Genomic DNA, 20302 nt, shown 5'->3' on the forward strand with positions numbered 1-20302 from the left:
GTGCCGTTGAAAGAAAGGTGAACTAAGCGCCGGACACCCGGCCCTGGGTGGAAACCGCGGTGGCGCGGCGCGCCAGCGTCATGCCCAGCAGCACCCCGGCGCCGAGACAGAAGGCGATGCACAAGGCGGAAACCACGAAAGCATGCGAGATCGCCGCCGGGTCATCCCGGCCACCGAGGACGGTGTGGAAGATCCCGCCGATCAGGGCCACGCTGAGCGCGGTGCTCGCCTGCAAGGTCGAGCTGGCGATGCCCGCGATCATGCCGGAATAGGCGGGCGCCATGCGGCCCGTGATCATTTTCATCAGCGTCGGCAAGCCGAGCCCTTGTCCGAAGCCGATGAAGAACAGCAGGACGGCGAGCGGGGTGGATGCCGGCGCCATGCTGTCCGGCGTCGCGGAGATCAGCCATGCCAGGCCGAGGAAGCCGGCGGTTTCCAGTCCCATCCCGATCGGATTGACCCACTCGCCGAGGTGCCGGCGGAAATATGGCGTGGACAGGGGCCCCAGCAGGAAGCCGGCGCCGAAAGGCAGGAAGACCAGGCCGGCATCCAGGGCGCTGAAGTGCAGGGCGTTCTGCAGATAGACAGAGAACAGCAGGAAGAAGGAAGCGACCGAATAGAAAGACAGGGCGATCAGGAGAGCGCGGCCAAGGCCCGGCGCACGCAGGGCCGCGGGATCGACGAGGGGTGTCCCGCCGGCCTGCGCGAGCCGGCTTTCGTAGCGCCAGAAGAACCGGGCCAGCAGGGGCGCCGCGGCCAGCGACAGCCAGGACCACCACGGCCATCCGGCCTCGCGGCCTTCGATCAGCGGCACGATCAGCAGCGCCAGCGTCAGCATCGACAAGAGCATGCCGCCCGGGTCCAGCTTGTTCCACCCTTGCCTGCCCGACCCCTGCTCACCCGTCCGCTTCAGCAGAGGGATGCCAAACAGGACTACCAGGATGGCCACCGGCAGGTTGACCAGGAAGACCGCGCGCCATCCCATGCCGAACAGGTCCAGCGCGATCAGGACGCCGCCCAGCGCCTGCCCGATGACCGAGGCCAGGCCGAACACCGCGCCGTACAGGCCGAGTGCCAGGGGCTTTTCGGCTTCCGGGAAGATCGCCTGGACGGAGGCGAGCGCCTGCGGCGCCATGACCGCGGCGGTGATGCCCTGCAGGGCGCGCCCGGCGATCAGGGCCCAGGGCGACCAGGCGACACCGCACAGCAGCGAGGCGGCGGTGAAGCCGATCAGTCCGAGGAAGAATACCCGGCTGCGGCCGAACAGGTCGCCCAGGCGTCCGCCGGTAATCAGGGTCACCGCATACAGCGCGGCGTACGAGGAAATGACCATCTGCTCGGCCGACGATGAGGTGCCGAGGTCGCCCTGGATCGACGGCAGCGCCACGTTGACGATGAAGAAGTCGAGCGGCGGCAGGAAGGAGCCGACCAGCAGGACGGCGAACATCCCCCAGCGGCGCGGCTCGGGTGGAGCGGGATTATTCTGCGACATGTGTTCCTCACAAAAGGACATCTCAGCGCATGCCGCCCGAACCCAGGATGATCTCGCCAGTCACCCAGCCGGCATCTTCGGACGCGAGATAGGAAACGATCGGCGCGATGTCCTGCACCTGGCCAATGCGTCCGAGCGGCGTCAGGCTCTCGTACCAGCCCTGGAAATCGGAGCCTATCGCGCCGGCGGCGTGGGTGCCTTCGGTTTCAACCATGCCGGGGTTCACGGCATTGACTCGGATGCCTCGCGGGCCGAGTTCGCGCGCGAGCACACCGGTGATGGCATCGATCGCGCCCTTGGTACCGGTGTAGATCGCACTCCCTGCCGGAAGAACGCGTGTCACATTGGAACCGATGTTGATGATGCTGCTGCCCTTGCCCAGGTGCGGCGCGGCTGCGCGGATGACCAGCAGCGGACCCAGGACGTTGATGTCGAACTGCCTGCGATAGAGCTCTTCGGTAGTGTCTTCGACCTTGGCCAGCTGGTAGATGCCGGCGTTGTTCACCACGATGTCCAGGCGCCCGAAGTGATCGATTGCCGCCCTGACCAGCGATTCGGCCTCTGCCTGCCTGGTGACGTCGGCGCCCACCGCCACCGCGGTCCCGCCAGCGGCTTCGATGTCGGCGACCACCTTGTCGGCACCGCTCTTGCTCGAGGCGTAATTGACGACGACCTTCGCGCCGTCGGCCGCGAGCTGGCGCGCAATGCCCGCGCCGATACCTTTGGAAGCACCGGTCACGACGGCGACTTTGTCTTTCAGCTTGTTCATGTCTTGATCCCAGTTGAGGCTGGCCCGGAGCGGGCCAGCGCGACGAAAGACGCCATGGTGAGCCGTACATGCTTGTCTGTGAACTGCCATTGACGTATATTGCGCGTACATTTTTGTACGGGCCGATCAAATGGAATGGGGCGACGTCCGGATTTTCCTGGCGGTAGTGCGTGGCGGATCGTTCGGCGAAGCAGCGCGGACCCTGGGCGTGAGCCATCCGACGGTGGGTCGCCGGATCAAAGCGCTCGAAGATGAAGCGGAGCAGGCGCTCTTCCGCAGGACCAGGGATGGACTGGTTCTCACGGACGCCGGAGACGCCGTACTGACCCTGGCTGAATCGATGGAAGATTCCGCACTGGCCATGGAGAGGCGCCTGGCGGGCAACCACGAGCGCCTCGAAGGCATCTTGCGGATATCTTCGGCAGAATGGTTTGCTGGCTATGTCCTCGCACCCGTCCTGGCCGAACTGACGCGCCGCCATCCGGCCGTGGTGCCTGAGGTGATCGCCGGCTACCGCTTGTTGAATCTGCCGCGCCGTGAAGCCGACGTGGCTTTTCGCATTGTTCCGTTCAGCGAACCCGACATCGTCCAGCGCCGCCTGATGCGGATTTCCTACGGCCTGTATGGCTCAGCCGGCACTGCGGCTGCGATGCAGGACGATCCGGCTTCAGTGGGATTGATCCTGATGAACACGGCACAGTCCCACTTTCCCGATGTCGCCTGGCTGCTGGACAGATTCCCGCAGTCGCGGCGGGCCTTCACGAGCACGAGCCGGGCCATCCAGGCACAGATGTGCCTGCGAGGTTTGGGCATCGCCGTGCTGCCAGCCCCGCTGGGCGATGCAACAGCCGGATTGCAGCGTATCGACACACCGGACCAGCCTCCAGGCAGGGACATCTGGGTGGGCTACCACAATGACCTACGGCATATGGACCGCCTGCGAGCGATGCTGGATATCGCCGATGCGATGCTGTCGGATACCGCTTTCGCGGCAAATTGAGCGCCACGTTCTCGTAAGCCTCTGCATGGTCGGCGTACCACCAGCCTGACGGGCCACGTCAAGCGAGATGCAGGTAACGGATGGCGCCGTTCTTTGGATTGACCAGCATGCGGCGCAGGTGCTTGTGCTTGATCTCGAACGGGAGCGCCGCCGTGAGCCGGTCGAGGAATGGCTGGAAAGCTGCGCTCTCGTAAGGCACCGGGAAGATAAGGGACGGTCCGACCGATAATGCTCGACGGTGAAAATTCAAACCCAGGGTGCAGGTGCCGCGCTCCCAGCTGGCCAACGGCTCGGGGAACTCATTTGAAAAATCGCGCCAGTCGAAGTGATACGAGACATGCAAACTGAGCGGGCCCACCGTCTGCCTGGGCCACCGTTCATCCGACAGGGCGAATTCAACCGCATCCTCGAAGCACTCGATGCCAAGTTGCCAGCTCTTGCCCGATTCCCCAGGATTGCGCTCCAGGCCGAATCGCCGTCGGGCCTCGTCGAGGCAGGCGGCGGCCACGGCCGCATCCGTCCATTCGCTGGGCGGGTCGACGTTCAGCGCTATGGAATGGCCGAGCTGAACGCTTACTGCCATACTGGCAAGCATTTCCCGGATTCTTCCAAAGGCCTCGCGGGGTCTGCCTTTGACGGCCTGGTGGAAACTGACGGATTTGGGGAGCTGGTAAAAGACGGCTTCGAACATGACGGCAAGGTTGGCGGAAGTTGAGTTTATTATAATTCGGCAGAAGTCCAGTCCGCCTGCTGAGCCGACAGGTCAATGCGTCAAGGAATTCGATCATTGCAACCATGATAAGTAAAATGCGCCACACGCGCGGATGGGGACTATGGCTGCTGGCTGCCGCGGGATGTCTGGCCACCACGGCACAGGCCATGGACGTGCCTGCCGGCTGGGATCTTACGTATGCCGCGCAGCGGGCGGACGCTCCGCCGATCCGGCATGGCTATAACGATATCTACAACCTGTACGAGACGATCGACAAACGCGGCTGGCAGATACGCTACTTCCTGCAACAGGTGCCGCTCGCCCGGGTCGACGAAGCCGTGTTCGTACAACACGAGGTGGGCAACCGCTACGGCCTGTTCATCGAAGGCGGGCACGCCTGGCTGCTGCGCGACCGCGATTACTCGTCCGTTGAAATGCGCGCCGTGGAGGTCGAAGCGGCGCGCAAGATCATTCGCCGCTATGCGCGCCGTGATGGTCCGACGCGCCGCGCCTCGTACCAGTTCACCGAAAGCGCCTCCTGTTCCGCAGCGGTGGCGCGCGCCGTGGTCAGTGTCCACAGCAAGGGCAAGGCGGCACAATACTGGCTGTCGGGTGCCGACTTCTGCGAAATCGATACGGAACTGCTGTCGCCAGTCAAACTGATACTGTGCGGTGGACATTGCCGCACGGCCAAGCCGGTGCCGCTGTGGGCCGCCAAGCTGGAGGAGGAGCTACAGGTGCTGGCCCCCAAGGAAAAGGTGGCAACGCCTGCACGGGACCGGAAAGCGGTTCTGCAGCAGGCCAACGAACTGCTGGCGAACGGGGGCAGCGCTGAAGCGATGTGCCAGGCGGTCAACGAGCTGCTGGACCTGCCTTCGCCCAACGATAAAGCACGCACCCGCAGGTTCAACCATCCGGACGAGGACGTCGACGCAGCCATGGTGGCGTTGATGGGCCGGGTCGATTTGCGCTGCAATCACAAGATCGGCGCGCCGTTGCTGGAATTCCTGGTGCGGCGCAGCTCTATCGTCGTGATCGAGGCCGCGCTGAAGGCCGGGTTCCCCGTCAACGAGAAGCACCACCACACGCCGCTTGACGTGGCGGTATTCGAAAAACGCTACGACGTCCACCAATTGCTCATCGCTGCCGGCGGCGTGCGCGATATCACGCTGGGCAAAGAATGAAAACGCTGCCGGCGGCTTCACTGGACGTGGCGGTGACCGGGGCCGCACTGCTTTGTGTTCAGCATCAGGGCTGCTCGTGGACGGGCCCGTACTCGGTGGGAACCCAGCGGTAGGCCCCGTCCTTGCCAGCCTGGATACGTCCCACGCCGGGGAAGGGCACGTGGGCGCCGGCGATCCACCATGCGCGCGATGCGGCCTGGGAAAGCAGTGCGCGCCGGGTTGCCACCGCGCGCGGCTGGTCCCAGTCGAACTCGATTGCCACTTGGGGATGGGGGAACTGCACTGCGGCGTTATGGACGATGTCGCCCCATACCAGCAGGTTCTGCTTGTCCGAGGAAAACAGATAAGCGGTGTGACCCGGCGTATGCCCTGGCGCCCGGACGGCGCTCACACCCTCGCGCAGCACCTGTCCGGGTGCGAAGACGGTGAGCTTGCCGGCCGCGCGATACGGCGCGATCGCGTCGCGGGACATGCCGAACAGCGCCTGCTTGTCCTTCGGCGCGGCGGCCGCCTGTTTCGGGCTCAGCCAATAATCCGCATCGGCCTTCGGCACGAACACCTGGGCGTTCGGAAAGGCCATGTTGCCGGTGGCGGTCAACAGGCCGCCGGCATGGTCCGGATGCAGATGGGTCAGCAGGATCGTGTCGACCTGCTCCGGCGCATAACCCGCCGCCCGGAGGTTCGCCAGCAGGTAGCCGAGATGGTCGCCGAACAGCTTCGCGGTGCCGGTATCCACCAGGATCAGATTCGCGCCCGTACGCACGAGATAGGCATTGACCGCCGTCTGCACCGGCGCCGCGCGTGCCAGGAAGGCGGCGGCCAGCGCAGCGTCGATCGTCGGCCTGCCGGCCCCGCCCAGCAGCGCGGCATCGATGCCGACATGGCCGTCGTACAGCGCCGTGACATCGAATGTCCCTAGCTGCATCCGGAAGTAGCCGGGCACTTGCGATACCGGCTGTGTGGGAAGGCCGGCACCGATGGATGGCACCATGGCCGCCAGCGCGAGCGTGGATAAGACGGCCCAGCGCCGCAGGCGCCGGCGCAGGCCCGCGGCAGCGAAGTGGTTGAAGTCGTACATGATGAAGTCTCTCCTGGCGTTGTGACGGCATAGGATAGGAGAGAAGTAATGTCGCCAGTGGAGAATATATGATCCACAATGTAGACATTTATTCGGCATTGCGAGGAGTTGATGGGAGACCAGTTGAGCGGCATCGCCGCGTTCGTGCGGGCCGCGGAAGCGTCCAGCTTCGCGGTGGCGGCGGAAGCGATGGGTTTGTCGCGTTCCGCTGTGGGCAAAGCCATCGCGCGGCTCGAGGAGCGCCTCGGCGTGCAGCTGTTCCATCGCACCACGCGCACGCTGCGCCTGACCGACGAAGGCGCGGCCTTCTACGAGCGCTGTGCCGTTGCGCTGGCGGACATCCGGGATGCCGAAGCGGGTTTTGATGCGGCAAAGCGGCAGCCTGCAGGCAGGGTCCGTGTCAGCGTGCCGGTCCTGCTGGGACGCCATTGCATCGCGCCGGTGCTGGTCGATCTCGCGGCGGCGAACGCGCAGCTGGAACTGGAGGTCGCGTTCACGGACCGGCCGGTCGATCTGCTGGCGGATGGCTTCGACCTGGTGGTGCGGACGGGCGCACTGGGTGACGAGGGTGACCTGAAGGCGCGCCGCCTGGGCACCCAGGCAATGCTGCTGTGTGCGGCGCCAGCCTACCTGCGCGTTCACGGCACGCCGGCACGGCTGGAGGAGATCGGCACGCATGCGCTGCTGGCCTACGGCAAGGGCCAGCGTGTCGTGTCATGGCACTTCAACGACCATGGACAGCGTCACGAGATCAAGCCGGCCGGACGGCTCCGCTTCGACGACCTGGAAGCGATCGCCGATGCCGCGGCCAGCGGGAGCGGGCTTGCCTGGCTGCCGTCGTGGCTGGTGGCCGCGCGGCTGCGGCGTGGGCAACTGGTCGAAGTACTGCCGGCGCTGCGCGGACCGGGTTTCGACGTGCACGCCGTCTGGCCAGTCGGACGCTACCTGCCGATGCGGGTGCGCGCCGTGATCGATGCGCTGGTGCGGGAGGTGCCTGCCAGGCTCGATCCTGGGTGACGGCGCGCGGCCCTATGCAGGGGGAAGTTTAGCCATCTGACTTGCAGACCGGTACCATCAACTATTTCAAGTCCGTGATTACCATGGCAGCGCACCACGATATACCATCGTTGGTAACCAGCTTATAAGGGCGCTTGAAGAGCGAGGTTTTTCAACATTATTCACATGCAGAATCGATATGCATTCACTTAAACTGATCGGCCTCTTGCTTGTCTCCGTGTTTAATTTTCCCGGAGAAGTTTCTGCAAAAAACCAGGAAGACAATATACAAGCGGATCAAGGTGCAGATTCGGTGGTTAATGTGACTGCGATCAGGGACCCGGACTGGAAGCCATATAGTTCCATGCTCAAAGGGGTAAGCCGCTTCGCGGAAAAGCGTGACCTTGCCCCTACTGCTGAACTGCAATTTATCCTGGTGCCTCGCCTTCCGGGCGTCGATATGAACGCACTTCAGCTAAAGCTTCAAAGCGACGAAGCCAGCCTGGACATTCCTTTGGGGCAGGGCAATATCTTTATCTTGCCCGTCAAGCCGGAACTGGCGCGGGATAAGGCCGAGCTGATGCTCAACCGGAAGGCTGGATCGGTGACATGGCTTCCCTACGTCAGAAGTCCCACGACAAGCGATACTGTCCGCCGCTTGGGCGACCTGCGACTCGCGTGCGAAGTCCATTGGGCAATCGACAAGGAAACCTTGCCTTTCGCAGCGCGCACTTCGATCAGCGCATTGGGTGGACCGTGTAATTTCGTTTCGAAAAAAGGTACGTACAGCTTCTCGGAACCTCGGCGCATTAGCCGTGCAACGATCAGCTTCAATGGAAAGACCGAGTCCGTGCCGGTGAACGGATACTCTTTTACGCCGCCGTTACGGGAACAGCGCTGGGCTAACGATAGTGTGATCGAGCTGCAGTTTGCGGAAGACCCTTCTCCCGGATCCTGATACAAACCGCGGGCTTGCTGCGTTCGCAAGGCGCGTCCGTGGTGAACGAATCTGTTCGTCCACCGGGCCCGGCACGGCCATCAGGCGGTGTGCATTTCCCCGGCCACCATCTCGCGCACCACGCCGCCGGTGCGGATGATGTAGCTGTCGGGATACGGGCCGGCGGCGAAGCGGGTGTGCGCGGGCATCCGGCTCAGCTTGTCGAGCTGCGCATGGGGGCCCAGCGCGGTTTCCTTGCCGGTCACGGCATCCAGGTGCCAGAAGCCGCCGTCGTGGTGGAACAGCAGCGGCAGCGCGGCGGCGACCGGCGCGGCCTGCATGCGGCGCAGCGGGTAGCCGGGGTGCGTGTCCGGTGCCAGCACGACGAAGCATTCGGCGCGTGCGCCGCTGTCGATGCGGTGCAGGATCACGCCGTGCGGCATCAGCGCAGTCACTTCCAGGACGACGATGCCCTTGATGCTGGCGGACAGCTCGATGCGCATGCCCAGCCGCAGCGGCACCGGCTTGTGCTTGCCGGGCCACACGCCGTCCAGCAGCAGGCCATAGCGCGACACGTCCTCGATTTCAAAGCCCAGCGTGCCGCGGCGGATCACCGCGTGGCGGCCGGACAGCCGGCGCGTCAGCCCGGCAGGATCGATGCCGTCGGGGCCGAAGTGGTTCAGCAGCACGTCCGCTTCCGGATCGACGATTTCCATGCGCCCGAACACGCATTCGCCCAGCGCGAACAGGCGGATGTGGCGCTGCGCGCCCGCTTCCGGCGCCGCGTTGACGAACGTGGCGGCAACGCTCGGGTGCGGGTGGGCCGGGCCGGTATGCGGCATGTCGATCTCGATCAGGTCCTCGTCCCACGCGATGGTCGAGAAGCCCAGGTCGATCTTGCCCTGCGGCGCGCCGAGGTCGAGGTGGGCGATGCCGGCATTGCGCGCGGTGACGTCGATGTCCATGCTGTGGCCACCCTGGCCGGACACGCGGGCGATCGACGCGTCGTCCGCCATCACGCGCACGTTCTTGTGCGTGGACAGGAAGATGCGGTGGATCTCGGTCAGCGTGGCATCGGGGCGCGGCACCAGCACGACGAACGTGCATTCCCATTTGCGCACCGGCTGCCCCGGGTGCCGGCTCAGCACCTCGGCGTGGATCTGGTACTGGCCGTGTTCGCGGTCGCGCGACGAGAATTCGGCGAATACGGGGCGCCAGTCGCCATCGATGGCGCGGACAAACTGCCGCTCCGACGCGCCTTGCTGCATCAGGTCCGACGTCAGGCGGAGCGCCAGTTGCGGCGCGCACCCGTCCGGCATGCCGCGCAGTTCCATCTTGAGGGTCTGGCGGCCCCCCGCCGCGCGCGGATCGAAGCCGCTGATGTGCAGCTGCGGCCGCACGTGGATCGGCGTGGCATAGTTGCCAAGCCTGGTATTGCCGGCCATCGCAGGCCCGGCGCCATGGTGCGCCGGATCGGTGCTCCGGGCCTGCGGCACGCGGCCGTTGCGCATTGCGGACAGCAGTTCGTAGCTCGATGCGGAGTCTGAACGCGCGGCCGCCGGTATGCCTGCCGGTGCCATCACAGCCGATGCCATGCCCTCCGACGCGGCCGCCGGCTGGCCGTGCCCACCCTCGCAGGCGTGCTGGCCCGGCGCGACCCAGAAGGTGCAATGCGGGTGATCGGGATTACGGCAAGTGTTCATGAGGGGCCAAGGACGAGACAAGCAAGACTTTACGCGCTTTTGCATCCCGTTGGCAACTCGCCGTAGCCCCGAACAGGGGTGCTTTTCAGCCCGTATTCATCCGCTGTGCCCGCAAGGCGTGCGTAATCCGTAGCGATCGCTCAACCATGTCCGGTCGGCCATCCGTACACGGCAGCTCCAGGCTCACTGCTCGGCCGCGCGGCGCAGCCACAGGCTGCTGGCCCATCCCTCCACGCCGGCGGGGCCGCCGTCATAGCGGATCTGCCACCAGTCGCCGTCATGCCGCCCGGTCGGCGTGACGATCGACCCGGCCGGCGCCACGGCCAGCCGCGCCGATCCCACGCCGGCCGCGTCGCGTACGTTCAGGTCGCGGTGTACCCGGTAGCGTTGCCCCGGCACCGGCAGCACGGCGGATGCCTGTTGCGTGGGCGCGTCAGCCTGCGGGGAGGCGGCTGCGGTGTGCGGCGGCGCCGCGGTGACGCCATGCAGCAGCAGCGCGCCGAATACCCAGGCACCGCCGCCCAGGATGGCGAGGCCGCGCACGGTCGGCCGGCGCCACCAGTGGGCCGGCGTCAGGAACGATGCCAGCACCAGCGTGAGGGCCAGGCCGGCGGCGTAGGCGAGGGCGCCGTGGCTGGCAGCAAGATAAGGTCCGGCACCGCTGGCGAGTTGGTCGAATGACATGGCCGGCCCGCTCAGGCGTCGAAGCGCAGCACGTAATGGCCGGCCACCACGTGGTGCCCCGGGGGCAGCACGAACGGGGCCGCGCCGGCGTCGGCAGCGTCGATCGCGCCGACGAAGCGCAGTTCGGCATCGAGGTGGTACAGCGCCTGCGTGGCGGACTGCCGCGTGATCGACAGCCCATGCGGACTGGCGTCGAACGCGAATGCCGTGCGCGACAGGCCGATCCGGTCCGGGCTGGCCGCTGCCGCGCCATCGTCGCGCGCCAGCAGCCGGGGTTCGTCGAGCACGCGCAGCGCGGCCAGCGCCGGGCTGCCCCGGCCGAAGCTGCCCTGCGTGACCGGTGCGGCCACCGGTACCGGCAAGGCGACCAGCGCGCAGTAGCGTTCCGCCATCTGCGCTGGCGCTGGCAACAGGCGGATGCTGCGCTCGCCCGCCGGTGCGAAGCTGGCCGGCACGGTCACCGGCTCGCGGCCGGCCGGGGTGACGGCATGCAGCCTATCGTCGGCGTCGACGACGAACGTCAGCGCGCCGGTGCCGGCGCCGTTCACCGCCAGTGCGCGGTCGAAAGGCACCGACAGCGATGCCGCTCCGGTGGTGCGGTAGCGGCTGAGGCGCGGCAGGGCCAGTGCGGCCAGCGTCAGGCGCTGGCGCGTGCCGGGGGCAAACGTCGCATCGGTTGCGCCGGCGCGCGCTTCGGCGGCGCGTGCCGGCGCCTGCGGCAGCGCGGTGCCGTCGTCGGGTACCGCGCGAGCGGAGGGCGCGCGCGGTTGCCAGACCGCGGGCTGGATGATTGGCTGGACAGCCGGCACAACCACTGGCTGCGCTCCAGCATTCACGTCGGGCTGCATCGGCCGCCGTGCCGCCGGCAGGCCCCCGGCGCGCGCCACCTTCAGCAGCAGGCGCCGTCCCTGCGCTTCGCCCTTGCGGACGATGACGTAGCAGCCCAGGCGCTCGTCCAGCCGGCAGTCCAGCGCATCCTTCGGGCGCACCTGCAGGACCGGTTGGGCATCCGGGCCGTCGTTGATCAGCAATAGCGTGCCAACCGCGCCGAACGGCCAGCCGGGCGCGTTGTTCTCGTCGATGACGGCCAGCCGCTGGTCCGGGTAGACCGGGCAGACCGGCTTCCACACCGCCGAGTCGGTCGATACGCTGATGTGGAACAGCACCTTCTCGTCCGGCCCCGGCAGGTAGACCGCGTGGCCGAAGCGCACTTCGATCTCGCCCGGCTGCAGGTCGTCGCCGCCGGTGACGTGGTAGCGCACCTGGTCGGTGCCGAGCAGGTCGCCGAAATCCTTCTGGTGCAGCGCGGCCAGCGTGTGCGCCAGGTCGCGTGCGCGATTGCCGCGCGTCAGGTGGTAGTCGTCGTCGACGTCTTCCTGGGGCAGCCGCAAGGTCACGTGCGTGAAGCATCGCGTGGCGGCATTGCCGCGCTGCTCGCGGGGACAGCGTTCCAGCAGGTCGCGCAGCAGCGGGCGGCGCGCGAACAGCGCCAGCCCCGGCGCCTGCCAGATCGCCTCGGCGTTGAACACGTCGGGCACGCGGCCCAGGACTTCGTGTTGGACATAGATCGGCATGGTTTACTCCTGTGATGAACCGGCATGGACCCCTAGCAGGGGGAGCAGGAAAAACAGCAGGTGGCTGCCGCCGGCGGACAGGAAACTCATCGGCTGGCCCATCACCGGCAGGATCGCCAGGTTGGTGCCCCACGACAGCAGCAGGTGGCCGGCCACGAACGCGGCGCCGCCGCACAGCGCAAATGCCTGCAGGCGCAGCAGCCATGCCTGCCGGAACCCCGGCGCCCCGGCTCCCGCCCGGCCGTGGCTAACCGCGGCACGCACCAGGCCCGCCACCAGCAGCGCCTGCGCGCACCACAGCAACAGCGCCGCCAGCAGCCCGTGGCGGTGCAGCAGGAACGCCGGCGCGAAATCGTCCTGCACGGCCGGCAGCGCCATGACATCGCCGCCGGCATGGCCGAGCGAAGCCAGTCCCAGCATGCCGTCCGCCCCCAGCCAGCCGCCGGATGCAATCGCTGCGGCCCCTTGCAGCACCTGCTGGCCCGTATGCGGGTGGCGCGCCGGTTCCAGCCACACCTGGAAACGGTCGCCGTAAAACGAGGCAGGCAACTGCGCCGGGTCGCCGGAGCGCAGCGCCGTCACCCCGGCGATACCGGCCAGCGCCACGCATCCCAGCAGGCCGGCCGCCAGCCAGCGCCTTGCCGCCAGCGCCCAGGCCAGCGCCATCGCGCCCGCCCACAGCAGCAACAGGATCAACGGCGAATAATCGTCCACCTGCACCAGCGCGCAGCCCAGCAGCGCCAGGAACAGCAGCGCGGGCGCGACCAGCCGCAGCCAGCGCGCGCCATGGCCGGGCCGTTCGCGGTGGTCCGCATGCCAGCCCATGCGCAGCGCCAGGCAGTGCGCCGTCAGCAGCGTCAGCACGAGCTTGGCCGCTTCCACCGGCTGCATGTCGAACACGCCGGTTTCGTCGCCCCACAGCACCTGGGCGGCCAGCAGCAGCAAGGCACCGCCGGCGGCGCCAGCCAGCAGCCATTCGATGCGCCGCTGCGAGACGGCCGGCGGAAACGCCCGCCACAGCGCGATCGCGCCGCTGCCGATCGCCAGCAGTGCGGCGGTCTTGCCGTGATAGCGCAGCCAGCCGGTATCCGGCCCGGCCAGGCCCAGGTTCAGCTGGCACAGCAGGCCGGCGGCGATCAGCAGCAGCGCGGCCCCGGCGCCGGCCGCCAGGCGCGCCGGGTGCACGAGCCAGATGCCCAGCGCGCTGGCCGCCAGCAACAGCGAGCAGGCGGCGGCCGGGGGCTCGCCGCCGCGCTGGAGCAGCAGGGCGGTGCAGCCGGCGGCCAGCACCAGCGCCGCGGCGGCACCCCGCAACGGGCGGCCGGTCCATGACGATGCGGCGCGCCGGCGGCGCGCATCGGCCAGCGGACCGAGGATATTGCCGCGCCGCGGCGCCATCGCGCGACCCAGCCGCGCTGCCGCGAACACGGCCAGTGCCGCGGCGCCGGCAAGCAGCCACGCTGCCGCGTCTCCCAGCCACAGGCTGCGCTGGCGCCATTGCCACGCCACCCCTGGCGGCAACACCGTTTCGGGGAACGCGTTCAGCGCCACGCGCCCAGCTGGGGCCAGCGTCAGCACGCCGCGCACCAGTGCAAGGTCGTAGCGGGTGCGGCCCAGTGTCAGTGCCTGCACCCCGTCGAGGCGGCGCGCGTCGTCCTGCAAGCTGGCGGGAGCCGGAATCTCCATAGAGGAATGCGAGGAAAAACGCGCCGACAAGTGCGTGCCGGACGCCGCCGCGCCGGCCGACAGCAGCAGTTGCCCGCCATGCCGAGCGACCTGGGCGGCGCCGCCATCGACGCCGTCGATGCCGATGCGGTTCCCGCAGTGCAGGTTGCCGCCGAAGACCAGCGGCCGCGCGATCGCCACCACGGCCGGCGTGGCACGGTTCCACAACGCCACCGCCTGCGCCGGCCACGAAGCGCCGGGGCAGGGCGGTTGCGGGGTGCCGTCGCGGAAAACCGTGGCGCCATCGAAGCGCCAGCGCGACGCGCCATCGGCAAACGCCAGCATGCCGGTGGTGTCCGGGCGCACGTCGAACGTCCGGCCGCCGATGGTGAACGTACGCAGCGTCGACGCATCGACCGTGCCGAGGCGCTCGTCGATGCCGTCGCGCCGCAGCAGCGGCCGGGCCGGGCCGCTGGTGCGCAGCCACCAGCCCCCGTCCGCGCTTCGGCTGAACACGAGGCGTGTGCCGGTGGCCCCCACGGCGCCAAGCTGCCCCGCCGACAGCGTGACGGCGCCGGGCCGGTCGATGCCGATCGTGATGGCGGCCGGCAGCCACGCCGCGGGCGCCCGCAGCAGCGCGAAGACCTGTAGTGCGAAGAGCATGGCCAAGATCGCCAGCAGCGGGCGGTTGCCGATAACGGAGCCGGTCCTCATGGAGAAACGCCGCTTTCCAGCGAGGCCGCGCTGCTGCGCACGAGTGCCGCGCGGCCACCAAGGCCGGCACGGACCGCGTCCAGCATCCGGCTGATGTGCAGCGCGTTGCGGGGCCGGTCTTCCGGCGCGTGGGCCAGCAGCATCGACAGCAGGCGCAGGGCCGGCACGCGCGCGATGTCCGGCACCGCGGCGGCGAACAGCGCCGCTTCGTCGTCTGCCAGCACGGGCGGCAACGGGCCGGCGTCCAGCATGGCGCGGGCGCCGTCGGACTGGTGTTCCCGGTAGGCGTCGCCGCACGCCGCGCACCAGCGCAGCGGGGCACCCGTCACAAGGAAGAAATATAGGGCGCCAAGCGCGAAGTAGTCGCTGTGCCGGCCTGTCGCATAGCCGCCGCCGGGTGCTGGGAAGAACTGCTCGGGCGCCTGCCAGTTGGCGGTGCCGCAATAGCTGTGCGCCTGCGCCGCTTCCAGCAGCCGGTTGGTGCCGAAATCGGCCAGCTTCACCGTGCCGGTCGTGGCATCGACCAGCACGTTGGCCGGCTTCAGATCCAGGTAGCGCCAGCCATGCTGGTGCACCTTGGCCAGCGCGCCGTTCAGTTGGCCGATCCAGTCCAGCACCTCGGGCAGCGCCGGAGGATCGCCCTGCGCGCGGCGGCGCGCGACGTGGCGTCCCAGGTCGCCGCTCATCAGCTCCAGGGCCAGCACCGGCAGGCCGTCATGCCAGCCGGTGTCCACCAGGCGCACGATGTGGCGACCGTCCCACGGCTGCAGCGCTTCGAGAAAGGCGATTTCGTTGCTGGCGCTGGCGATCCACCGTTCGCGCTGGCCGGGCTGCGCGCCCGCCATCCGCTCCGCGTTGACGAACTTGATCGCCACGTCCGGCATGCCGGACAGCGCCGTGGCGCGCCAGATGGTGCCATAGACGGAAGCGCCGACCTGCTCGCGCAGGCGGTAGTGGCCCTTTCCAAGGGCGATGGTGGTGTCGCGAGCTGGCATGGTTGTCGGTATCGGAGGTTCCGATGCCGGCTAGCGGGGGGAGCAGGAAAGAATCCGGTAACGCGGACGTGTCGAATAACTACTGGGAAATCAAATAAACGATGGGGATGATGACCAGTCCGATCGAATAAACCAGAGCGAACCAATGCCATGGCTTGGGAAAGACCCTGTACCTGAGCGCTCCGTAGCCAAAGTAGATGATTCCCGCGGCACAACTGGCCACTGCGATTCCATATGCCCACAGTGACATGATCATCAGGCCGATTGCGTTACCGCCTGAAGACGTTCCGGCCGCATGCGCCGTTAGAAGCTGAACGAACGTCGCGATGGCCAGCAGGCACGGTGCTCCGCCGATCAGCATCAGGATTCCAACACCATTCGCCACCCGGTTGCTTCTCATCCTTGGGATCCATGGCTGGAGTTCATATGGTGTCCTTATTATTGCCTGTGAAGAGGAAATGCAAAGCAAAACATGCCTGCGTTGCGCCGGTTGCTACCGTAGAGTGTACGACGGTTTCCGCAAGCGGAATGTGGATCGGGTCCTACACCCGCAGCCGCTCCAGGACTATTCGTGCGCGGTTGACTCCGGGCTACTGTTGAACCACATTTCATGACAACGGAGGACAGCATGTCGATGCAAACCGAAAGCAAGGACACCGAGGCACGTAATCAACAGAGCACGCGTGACGGGACGACGGGCAGTGCCGGCGGCGTTGGCACCGGCAGTACCGGCGATAGCGGCGCCAGTGGGGGATCGGCCGCCAGCCAGGGCAGCCAGCAGTCCGGTCAGCAATCCAGCCAGCAGAACGCCATGCCTCCCAGCGAGACAGATGACGACCAGTACGACCAGGGCACCGTGCAGAAAGCGCCCTGAGCGGACCTGCCAAATGGCTTCCCCTGGCGCGTGTCCGCTGACATGAGGGAAACCCGATCAGCTCGCAGCGCGCGACATCGCGTGAGCATCTGCACCAGCCGGGAGACGTAGCGGGACCGTCGGGTCGGTTGCTGCCTGCCAGATCGCTTCCGCGACATCAACGGGATGCGTTACCAGGGTGGACTCGCCCATCCGGCCAAAAATCCCCTGTACGAATTCGCTGTAGGCTTCTGGAAAAGCGCCTTCCATACGGGACTGCGCGTTCTTGCTGAATGGGGTTTCCGGCGCACGGCCTGGAATGACCAGATTGATCCGGACATTGAACTGCGCAAGCTCCAATGCCAGCGATTCCGAAAACGCATTGACAGCAGCTTTGCTGGCCGTATAGACAGCCAGCAATGGATGAGGTTGGTATGTCGTGGCCGAGGTCACGTTGACAATCACCCCCGAACGCTGTTGACGGAAATGCGGCAGCATGGCATGAGTCACTGCAATAGTGCCCAAGGTGTTTGTTTCGAATATCTCCCGGATTGTCTCCATCGACGTCTCTTCGACAATACCGAGCAGGCCCACGCCGGCATTATTCACCAGGACATCGACCGGTCCGATCGATTCGACTGCTCGTTCAATGCTTTCCGGATCAGTGACGTCGAGTTTCACGACGCGCAGATTGGGAGACCCGGCAAAATTGTCGGGCTTGGGCGAGCGCATCGTTGCGACGACCTGCCAGCCTTTGGCTAAAAAGTATTCTGCCGTTTCCAAGCCAAAACCCGAAGAAGCGCCAGTAATCAAGACGGTTTTCATCAATCTATCCTTTCAAGTGTGTGAAAGCAGAATAGACGAGGCTGCCCGGACGATCTACACTTGGAGGTCCGCAATTTGTGTGCAGGAGTCCAGAATGATAGATCCGTTGTCCGAAGTCGTTTCTCTCCTCAAGCCAAGCGCCCCTTACTCGAAAATCGTCAGCGGGTCTGGCGAGTGGACTGTGCACAGGACCGAATCGGGAGGGCCATTTTTCTGTGCAGTCATGGAAGGGGAGTGTGTGATCGCTGTCGAGAAGCGGGAGGCCATCCGTTTGCAGCAAGGTGACTTCGTCCTCATCCCTGCAGCATACAGTTTTGACATGTCGAGCATCCGGCGGTGTGAGAACAAGAAATACCATCCCGAGGATGTTTCCGTTCTTGAGAGCGAGACCCGGCACGGTGACCCGTTGGGGCCTGCGGACGTCCGGCTGCTGGTCGGATATTGCGTTTTCGAGTCGCCGGACGCGATGTTGCTGGTGTCCTTGCTTCCGGACATCCTGCACGTGCGCGGAGAAACTCGTCTGCAGTCAGTAATGGAGCTCGTCGTCAGCGAGTCTCGTGCGAATCGCCCGGCCCGCGACGTGGTTCTCAGGCATTTGCTTGAAGTGCTGGTGATTGAAGCATTAAGGTCCACGGAAGGCGTGTCTTCCTCGCCCGGGCTGGTACGCGGACTTTCCGACGAGCGGCTGGCAAAAGCGATACGTTGCATGCATGAGGCACCACAGCATCCCTGGACCGTGGCACAGCTCGCGAAGGAAGCCGCCTTGTCACGCTCGACTTTCTTCGAACGCTTCAGTCGGGCAATCGGCTCCGCACCAATGGAGTATCTGCTTGCGTGGCGCATGGCTTTGGCAAAGAGCCTGCTGGGACAACCGGACCATAGCGTGGCAGACGTCGCTGAACGGGTGGGCTACAGCTCGGCAAACGCCTTTAGCGTCGCATTCGCCAGGCAAGTGGGACACCCACCGGCCAGGTATGCCCGGTTGTATCACGGTGCGTCTCGGGGATAGCAGGGGCATCGGGCGGGTGGGGAATGCCGGCTGTAATGGTCTGATTCGCCCGGACACCTCGATAGGTGGACAATCCACCATCCGGGGCGATTTGCATGACAAGAAAGCGCGGTTGCTTCGATCTCCGCTTCAAGCTGGTGGTTGTCATGAGCCGAGCTGAAAATTTCGAACCGCCACCACAGGCGGCTCTCGCCCCAAAGCAGACATTCACCGGTGGACATAACGATCCGCTTATTCGCTGGGGGAATGGCCGAAGAATGCCGGGTCCAGCACCAGATCGCGCAGTAGCTGCAGACGTGCCTCGGTATCGTCTGCCTGCCGCTCGAATTTCAACGCCATGTCAGGGCGGTCGGCTTCCGATTGCAGCGTTGCGATTTGTCGCATCAACAGAATACGCTCTTCGACGCTACGGATCGCTTCCCATAAACCGTTGTCAATCTCGGCGTTTATCTCCGCCATCAGGGAAGCCGGAGAGAACGCATGCCCGGTATGACAGCGGAACCGTACCAGCGGGCCTTCCTTGATTTCCACCAGAACGCCGTGGCAGTCGGGGCAGGTGTACTTCGACACCGAACCCAGAGCCATGATCCCTGCGGCCAGGCCATTTCCTTCCAACGCTATCGCCACCTCGGCATGCGCTCGCTCCGCTTGTTGCTGATCAGGCTGCGAAGCAGGGGCGAAGCTCCCTACCGAAGCGATAATCCGGTCTGCAATCTCACGCATAGTGCCAACGCAGTCGACCTGTACATGCTCGATTGCACTCTCTGGCATCGAGGAAAAGCTGGCTTCCTGCGGATCTTGGGCAAAGGCCAGTCCGCCGCGATCCTTGATTGCCCATAAACCTGCCGTGCCGTCATCGAGCGCCCCGGAGAGCACTACGCCACTCACGCGCGAACCATAGGCAACCGCGGCTGACCTGAACAGCACATCGATTGACGGACGAGAGCGGCTTTCCTTGGGGCCACGCGTTATTCGGATACCCTGCTCGGTAATCATCAGGTGCCGATCGGCGCTTGCGGTATAGATGGTTCGCGGCAAAAGTTCGTCACCGTCTCGCGCGATCTTGACATGCATTGGTGTCCGTCTTGCCAGTATCCTGTCCAGCTGACTTGGGGCAGATGGCGAGAGATGCAGGACAACCAGAATTGCAGCGTTCAGATCGGCTGGCAGGTAAGCCAACAACCCCGACAGCGCTTCGACGCCGCCGGCGGATGTGCCCACTACCACGATGTTTCGTACACCATCCGCAAGCCGCATTCTGTTCTTTCTGTAGTGATAAGTAGTTGTATCGCCGCACTTCCAGCCGATCGCGGCCAATCCGGACCGTCCGATTTCGTCCCAGAGCGGACATTCGCCGGCCAGCTATTTCAACCGTTCAATAGCCGCCGCCTTACCTCGCCGACTCCCGCTCAGGTGGCCATGGTCGGATCGTACGCGTTAGCTGCTCCTCGAGCGACCAGTTCAGAGGGCGAGCTTTGGAACGAAACCAAGGACACCCTTTTGCTACCCACCGCTCGTAGTGGGCCACGTTATCGTCGTAACCGTACTCGCAGCCACAGCAATCGCAGATCTCGAATGAGCATCGCAACTCTTCCGTTGAAGCGTATCCAAGAGCAGGGCCGTAGCCGCAAACCGGACAATAATCAATGACCACGACGACTCCATCTTGTAACTGCGGATTATCCGGCTTGCTACCCAAAACGACACGTGCCCACCTACTGAAACACACATCGTCAACGACCGCTGCTGGCCGAAAGCCGCCGGTCGAGCCAGCTTAGCATGTTACCGGACAGACAATCTTTCCGATCGTCACGACCGGCCGCTCCCGACCCTAATCAGTCGTAGAGAGTGCAACATTGATCGGCACGCCGTTGGGTTCACGACGGCGGTGTCGCACTTTGACGTTTGACCGCCAACGCAGGAGCCAAAGTCCACTCGGCATACTGCTTGCCCTAGATGCCGGAAAACTATTTTCCTCCAAGCGACGAGTGTGGCGCAGCGCGCCGACAATCTGGGGGCCGGCAACGGCAACGGCAACGGCAACGGCAAAGGCAACCACGACACCGGTCTTTTTTGCCTGGCGCCGGGCCACACGTCACTTGCCGTTAGAGC

The 20302-nt window shown here is 65.6% G+C and carries 18 protein-coding genes; 6 read left to right on the forward strand and 12 right to left on the reverse strand.

The window, feature by feature from the left end:
- Window positions 1–22: 22 nt before the first annotated feature.
- Complete coding sequence (locus FHS02_RS01075; protein ID WP_137312403.1) at window positions 23–1492, reverse strand: MFS transporter; 1470 nt, start codon at window positions 1490–1492, stop codon at window positions 23–25.
- Window positions 1493–1514: 22 nt separating this feature from the next.
- Window positions 1515–2261 (reverse strand): glucose 1-dehydrogenase, encoded by a 747-nt coding sequence (locus tag FHS02_RS01080; RefSeq protein ID WP_137312404.1) that lies wholly within the window; start codon window positions 2259–2261, stop codon window positions 1515–1517.
- A gap of 130 nt (window positions 2262–2391) precedes the next feature.
- Between FHS02_RS01080 and FHS02_RS01085 the strand changes: the two genes are divergently transcribed.
- On the forward strand, window positions 2392–3261 hold the full coding sequence (locus FHS02_RS01085) for a LysR family transcriptional regulator (protein WP_137312405.1): 870 nt from the start codon (window positions 2392–2394) through the stop codon (window positions 3259–3261).
- Between the two features lie 58 nt (window positions 3262–3319).
- Here the strand turns inward: FHS02_RS01085 and FHS02_RS01090 are convergent, their stop codons facing one another.
- The gene (locus FHS02_RS01090) at window positions 3320–3952 is read right to left on the reverse strand and encodes a hypothetical protein (RefSeq protein WP_137312406.1); all 633 of its coding nucleotides are present in this window, start codon (window positions 3950–3952) and stop codon (window positions 3320–3322) included.
- Between the two features lie 116 nt (window positions 3953–4068).
- On the opposite strand from FHS02_RS01090, the gene FHS02_RS01095 reads away from it, so the two are divergent.
- Entirely contained in the window at window positions 4069–5157 is a 1089-nt protein-coding gene (locus tag FHS02_RS01095; protein WP_137312407.1) for an ankyrin repeat domain-containing protein, read from the forward strand.
- Window positions 5158–5221: 64 nt separating this feature from the next.
- On the opposite strand, the gene FHS02_RS01100 is transcribed toward FHS02_RS01095, so the two are convergent.
- Window positions 5222–6235: an MBL fold metallo-hydrolase gene (locus FHS02_RS01100; RefSeq protein ID WP_137312408.1), complete on the reverse strand. Its 1014-nt coding sequence runs from the start codon at window positions 6233–6235 to the stop codon at window positions 5222–5224.
- 111 nt (window positions 6236–6346) lie between these two features.
- Here FHS02_RS01100 and FHS02_RS01105 point away from each other — a divergent pair, with 111 nt between their 5' ends.
- Both FHS02_RS01105 and FHS02_RS01110 read left to right on the forward strand, forming a co-directional pair.
- On the forward strand, window positions 6347–7252 hold the full coding sequence (locus FHS02_RS01105; RefSeq protein ID WP_137312409.1) for a LysR family transcriptional regulator: 906 nt from the start codon (window positions 6347–6349) through the stop codon (window positions 7250–7252).
- Window positions 7253–7430: 178 nt separating this feature from the next.
- Entirely contained in the window at window positions 7431–8189 is a 759-nt protein-coding gene (locus FHS02_RS01110; protein WP_137312410.1) for a hypothetical protein, read from the forward strand.
- 80 nt (window positions 8190–8269) lie between these two features.
- Here the strand turns inward: FHS02_RS01110 and FHS02_RS01115 are convergent, their stop codons facing one another.
- The 6 genes from FHS02_RS01115 to FHS02_RS01140 all read right to left on the reverse strand — a co-directional run bounded on the left by FHS02_RS01115 (window position 8270) and on the right by FHS02_RS01140 (window position 15903).
- Window positions 8270–9871 carry an FHA domain-containing protein gene (locus tag FHS02_RS01115; RefSeq protein ID WP_137312411.1) on the reverse strand — a complete coding sequence of 534 codons (1602 nt, stop codon included), beginning with the start codon at window positions 9869–9871 and terminating at the stop codon, window positions 8270–8272.
- Between the two features lie 183 nt (window positions 9872–10054).
- Window positions 10055–10555 (reverse strand): SH3 domain-containing protein, encoded by a 501-nt coding sequence (locus FHS02_RS01120; protein ID WP_137312412.1) that lies wholly within the window; start codon window positions 10553–10555, stop codon window positions 10055–10057.
- Between the two features lie 11 nt (window positions 10556–10566).
- Window positions 10567–12129, reverse strand: coding sequence for a hypothetical protein (locus FHS02_RS01125; protein WP_137312413.1), 1563 nt, complete (start codon window positions 12127–12129; stop codon window positions 10567–10569).
- A 3-nt stretch (window positions 12130–12132) separates the two neighbouring features.
- Window positions 12133–14457, reverse strand: a complete 2325-nt coding sequence (locus tag FHS02_RS01130) for an FtsW/RodA/SpoVE family cell cycle protein (protein ID WP_229422498.1) — start codon at window positions 14455–14457, stop codon at window positions 12133–12135.
- 47 nt (window positions 14458–14504) lie between these two features.
- Window positions 14505–15503 carry a protein kinase domain-containing protein gene (locus FHS02_RS01135; RefSeq protein WP_137312415.1) on the reverse strand — a complete coding sequence of 333 codons (999 nt, stop codon included), beginning with the start codon at window positions 15501–15503 and terminating at the stop codon, window positions 14505–14507.
- 79 nt (window positions 15504–15582) lie between these two features.
- Window positions 15583–15903 carry a hypothetical protein gene (locus tag FHS02_RS01140; protein ID WP_137312416.1) on the reverse strand — a complete coding sequence of 107 codons (321 nt, stop codon included), beginning with the start codon at window positions 15901–15903 and terminating at the stop codon, window positions 15583–15585.
- Window positions 15904–16131: 228 nt separating this feature from the next.
- On the opposite strand from FHS02_RS01140, the gene FHS02_RS01145 reads away from it, so the two are divergent.
- A complete protein-coding gene (locus FHS02_RS01145) occupies window positions 16132–16377 on the forward strand; it encodes a hypothetical protein (protein WP_137312417.1) in 246 nt (81 codons plus the stop codon).
- A gap of 57 nt (window positions 16378–16434) precedes the next feature.
- On the opposite strand, the gene FHS02_RS01150 is transcribed toward FHS02_RS01145, so the two are convergent.
- Window positions 16435–17181 (reverse strand): SDR family oxidoreductase, encoded by a 747-nt coding sequence (locus FHS02_RS01150; protein WP_137312418.1) that lies wholly within the window; start codon window positions 17179–17181, stop codon window positions 16435–16437.
- 94 nt (window positions 17182–17275) lie between these two features.
- On the opposite strand from FHS02_RS01150, the gene FHS02_RS01155 reads away from it, so the two are divergent.
- Window positions 17276–18190 carry an AraC family transcriptional regulator gene (locus FHS02_RS01155; RefSeq protein WP_137312419.1) on the forward strand — a complete coding sequence of 305 codons (915 nt, stop codon included), beginning with the start codon at window positions 17276–17278 and terminating at the stop codon, window positions 18188–18190.
- A 231-nt stretch (window positions 18191–18421) separates the two neighbouring features.
- Here the strand turns inward: FHS02_RS01155 and FHS02_RS01160 are convergent, their stop codons facing one another.
- Window positions 18422–19507: a chemotaxis protein CheB gene (locus tag FHS02_RS01160; RefSeq protein ID WP_229422499.1), complete on the reverse strand. Its 1086-nt coding sequence runs from the start codon at window positions 19505–19507 to the stop codon at window positions 18422–18424.
- Window positions 19508–20302 lie beyond the last annotated feature (795 nt).

Source organism: Pseudoduganella umbonata, assembly GCF_014192225.1.
Lineage (GTDB): Bacteria > Pseudomonadota > Gammaproteobacteria > Burkholderiales > Burkholderiaceae_D > Rugamonas > Rugamonas umbonata.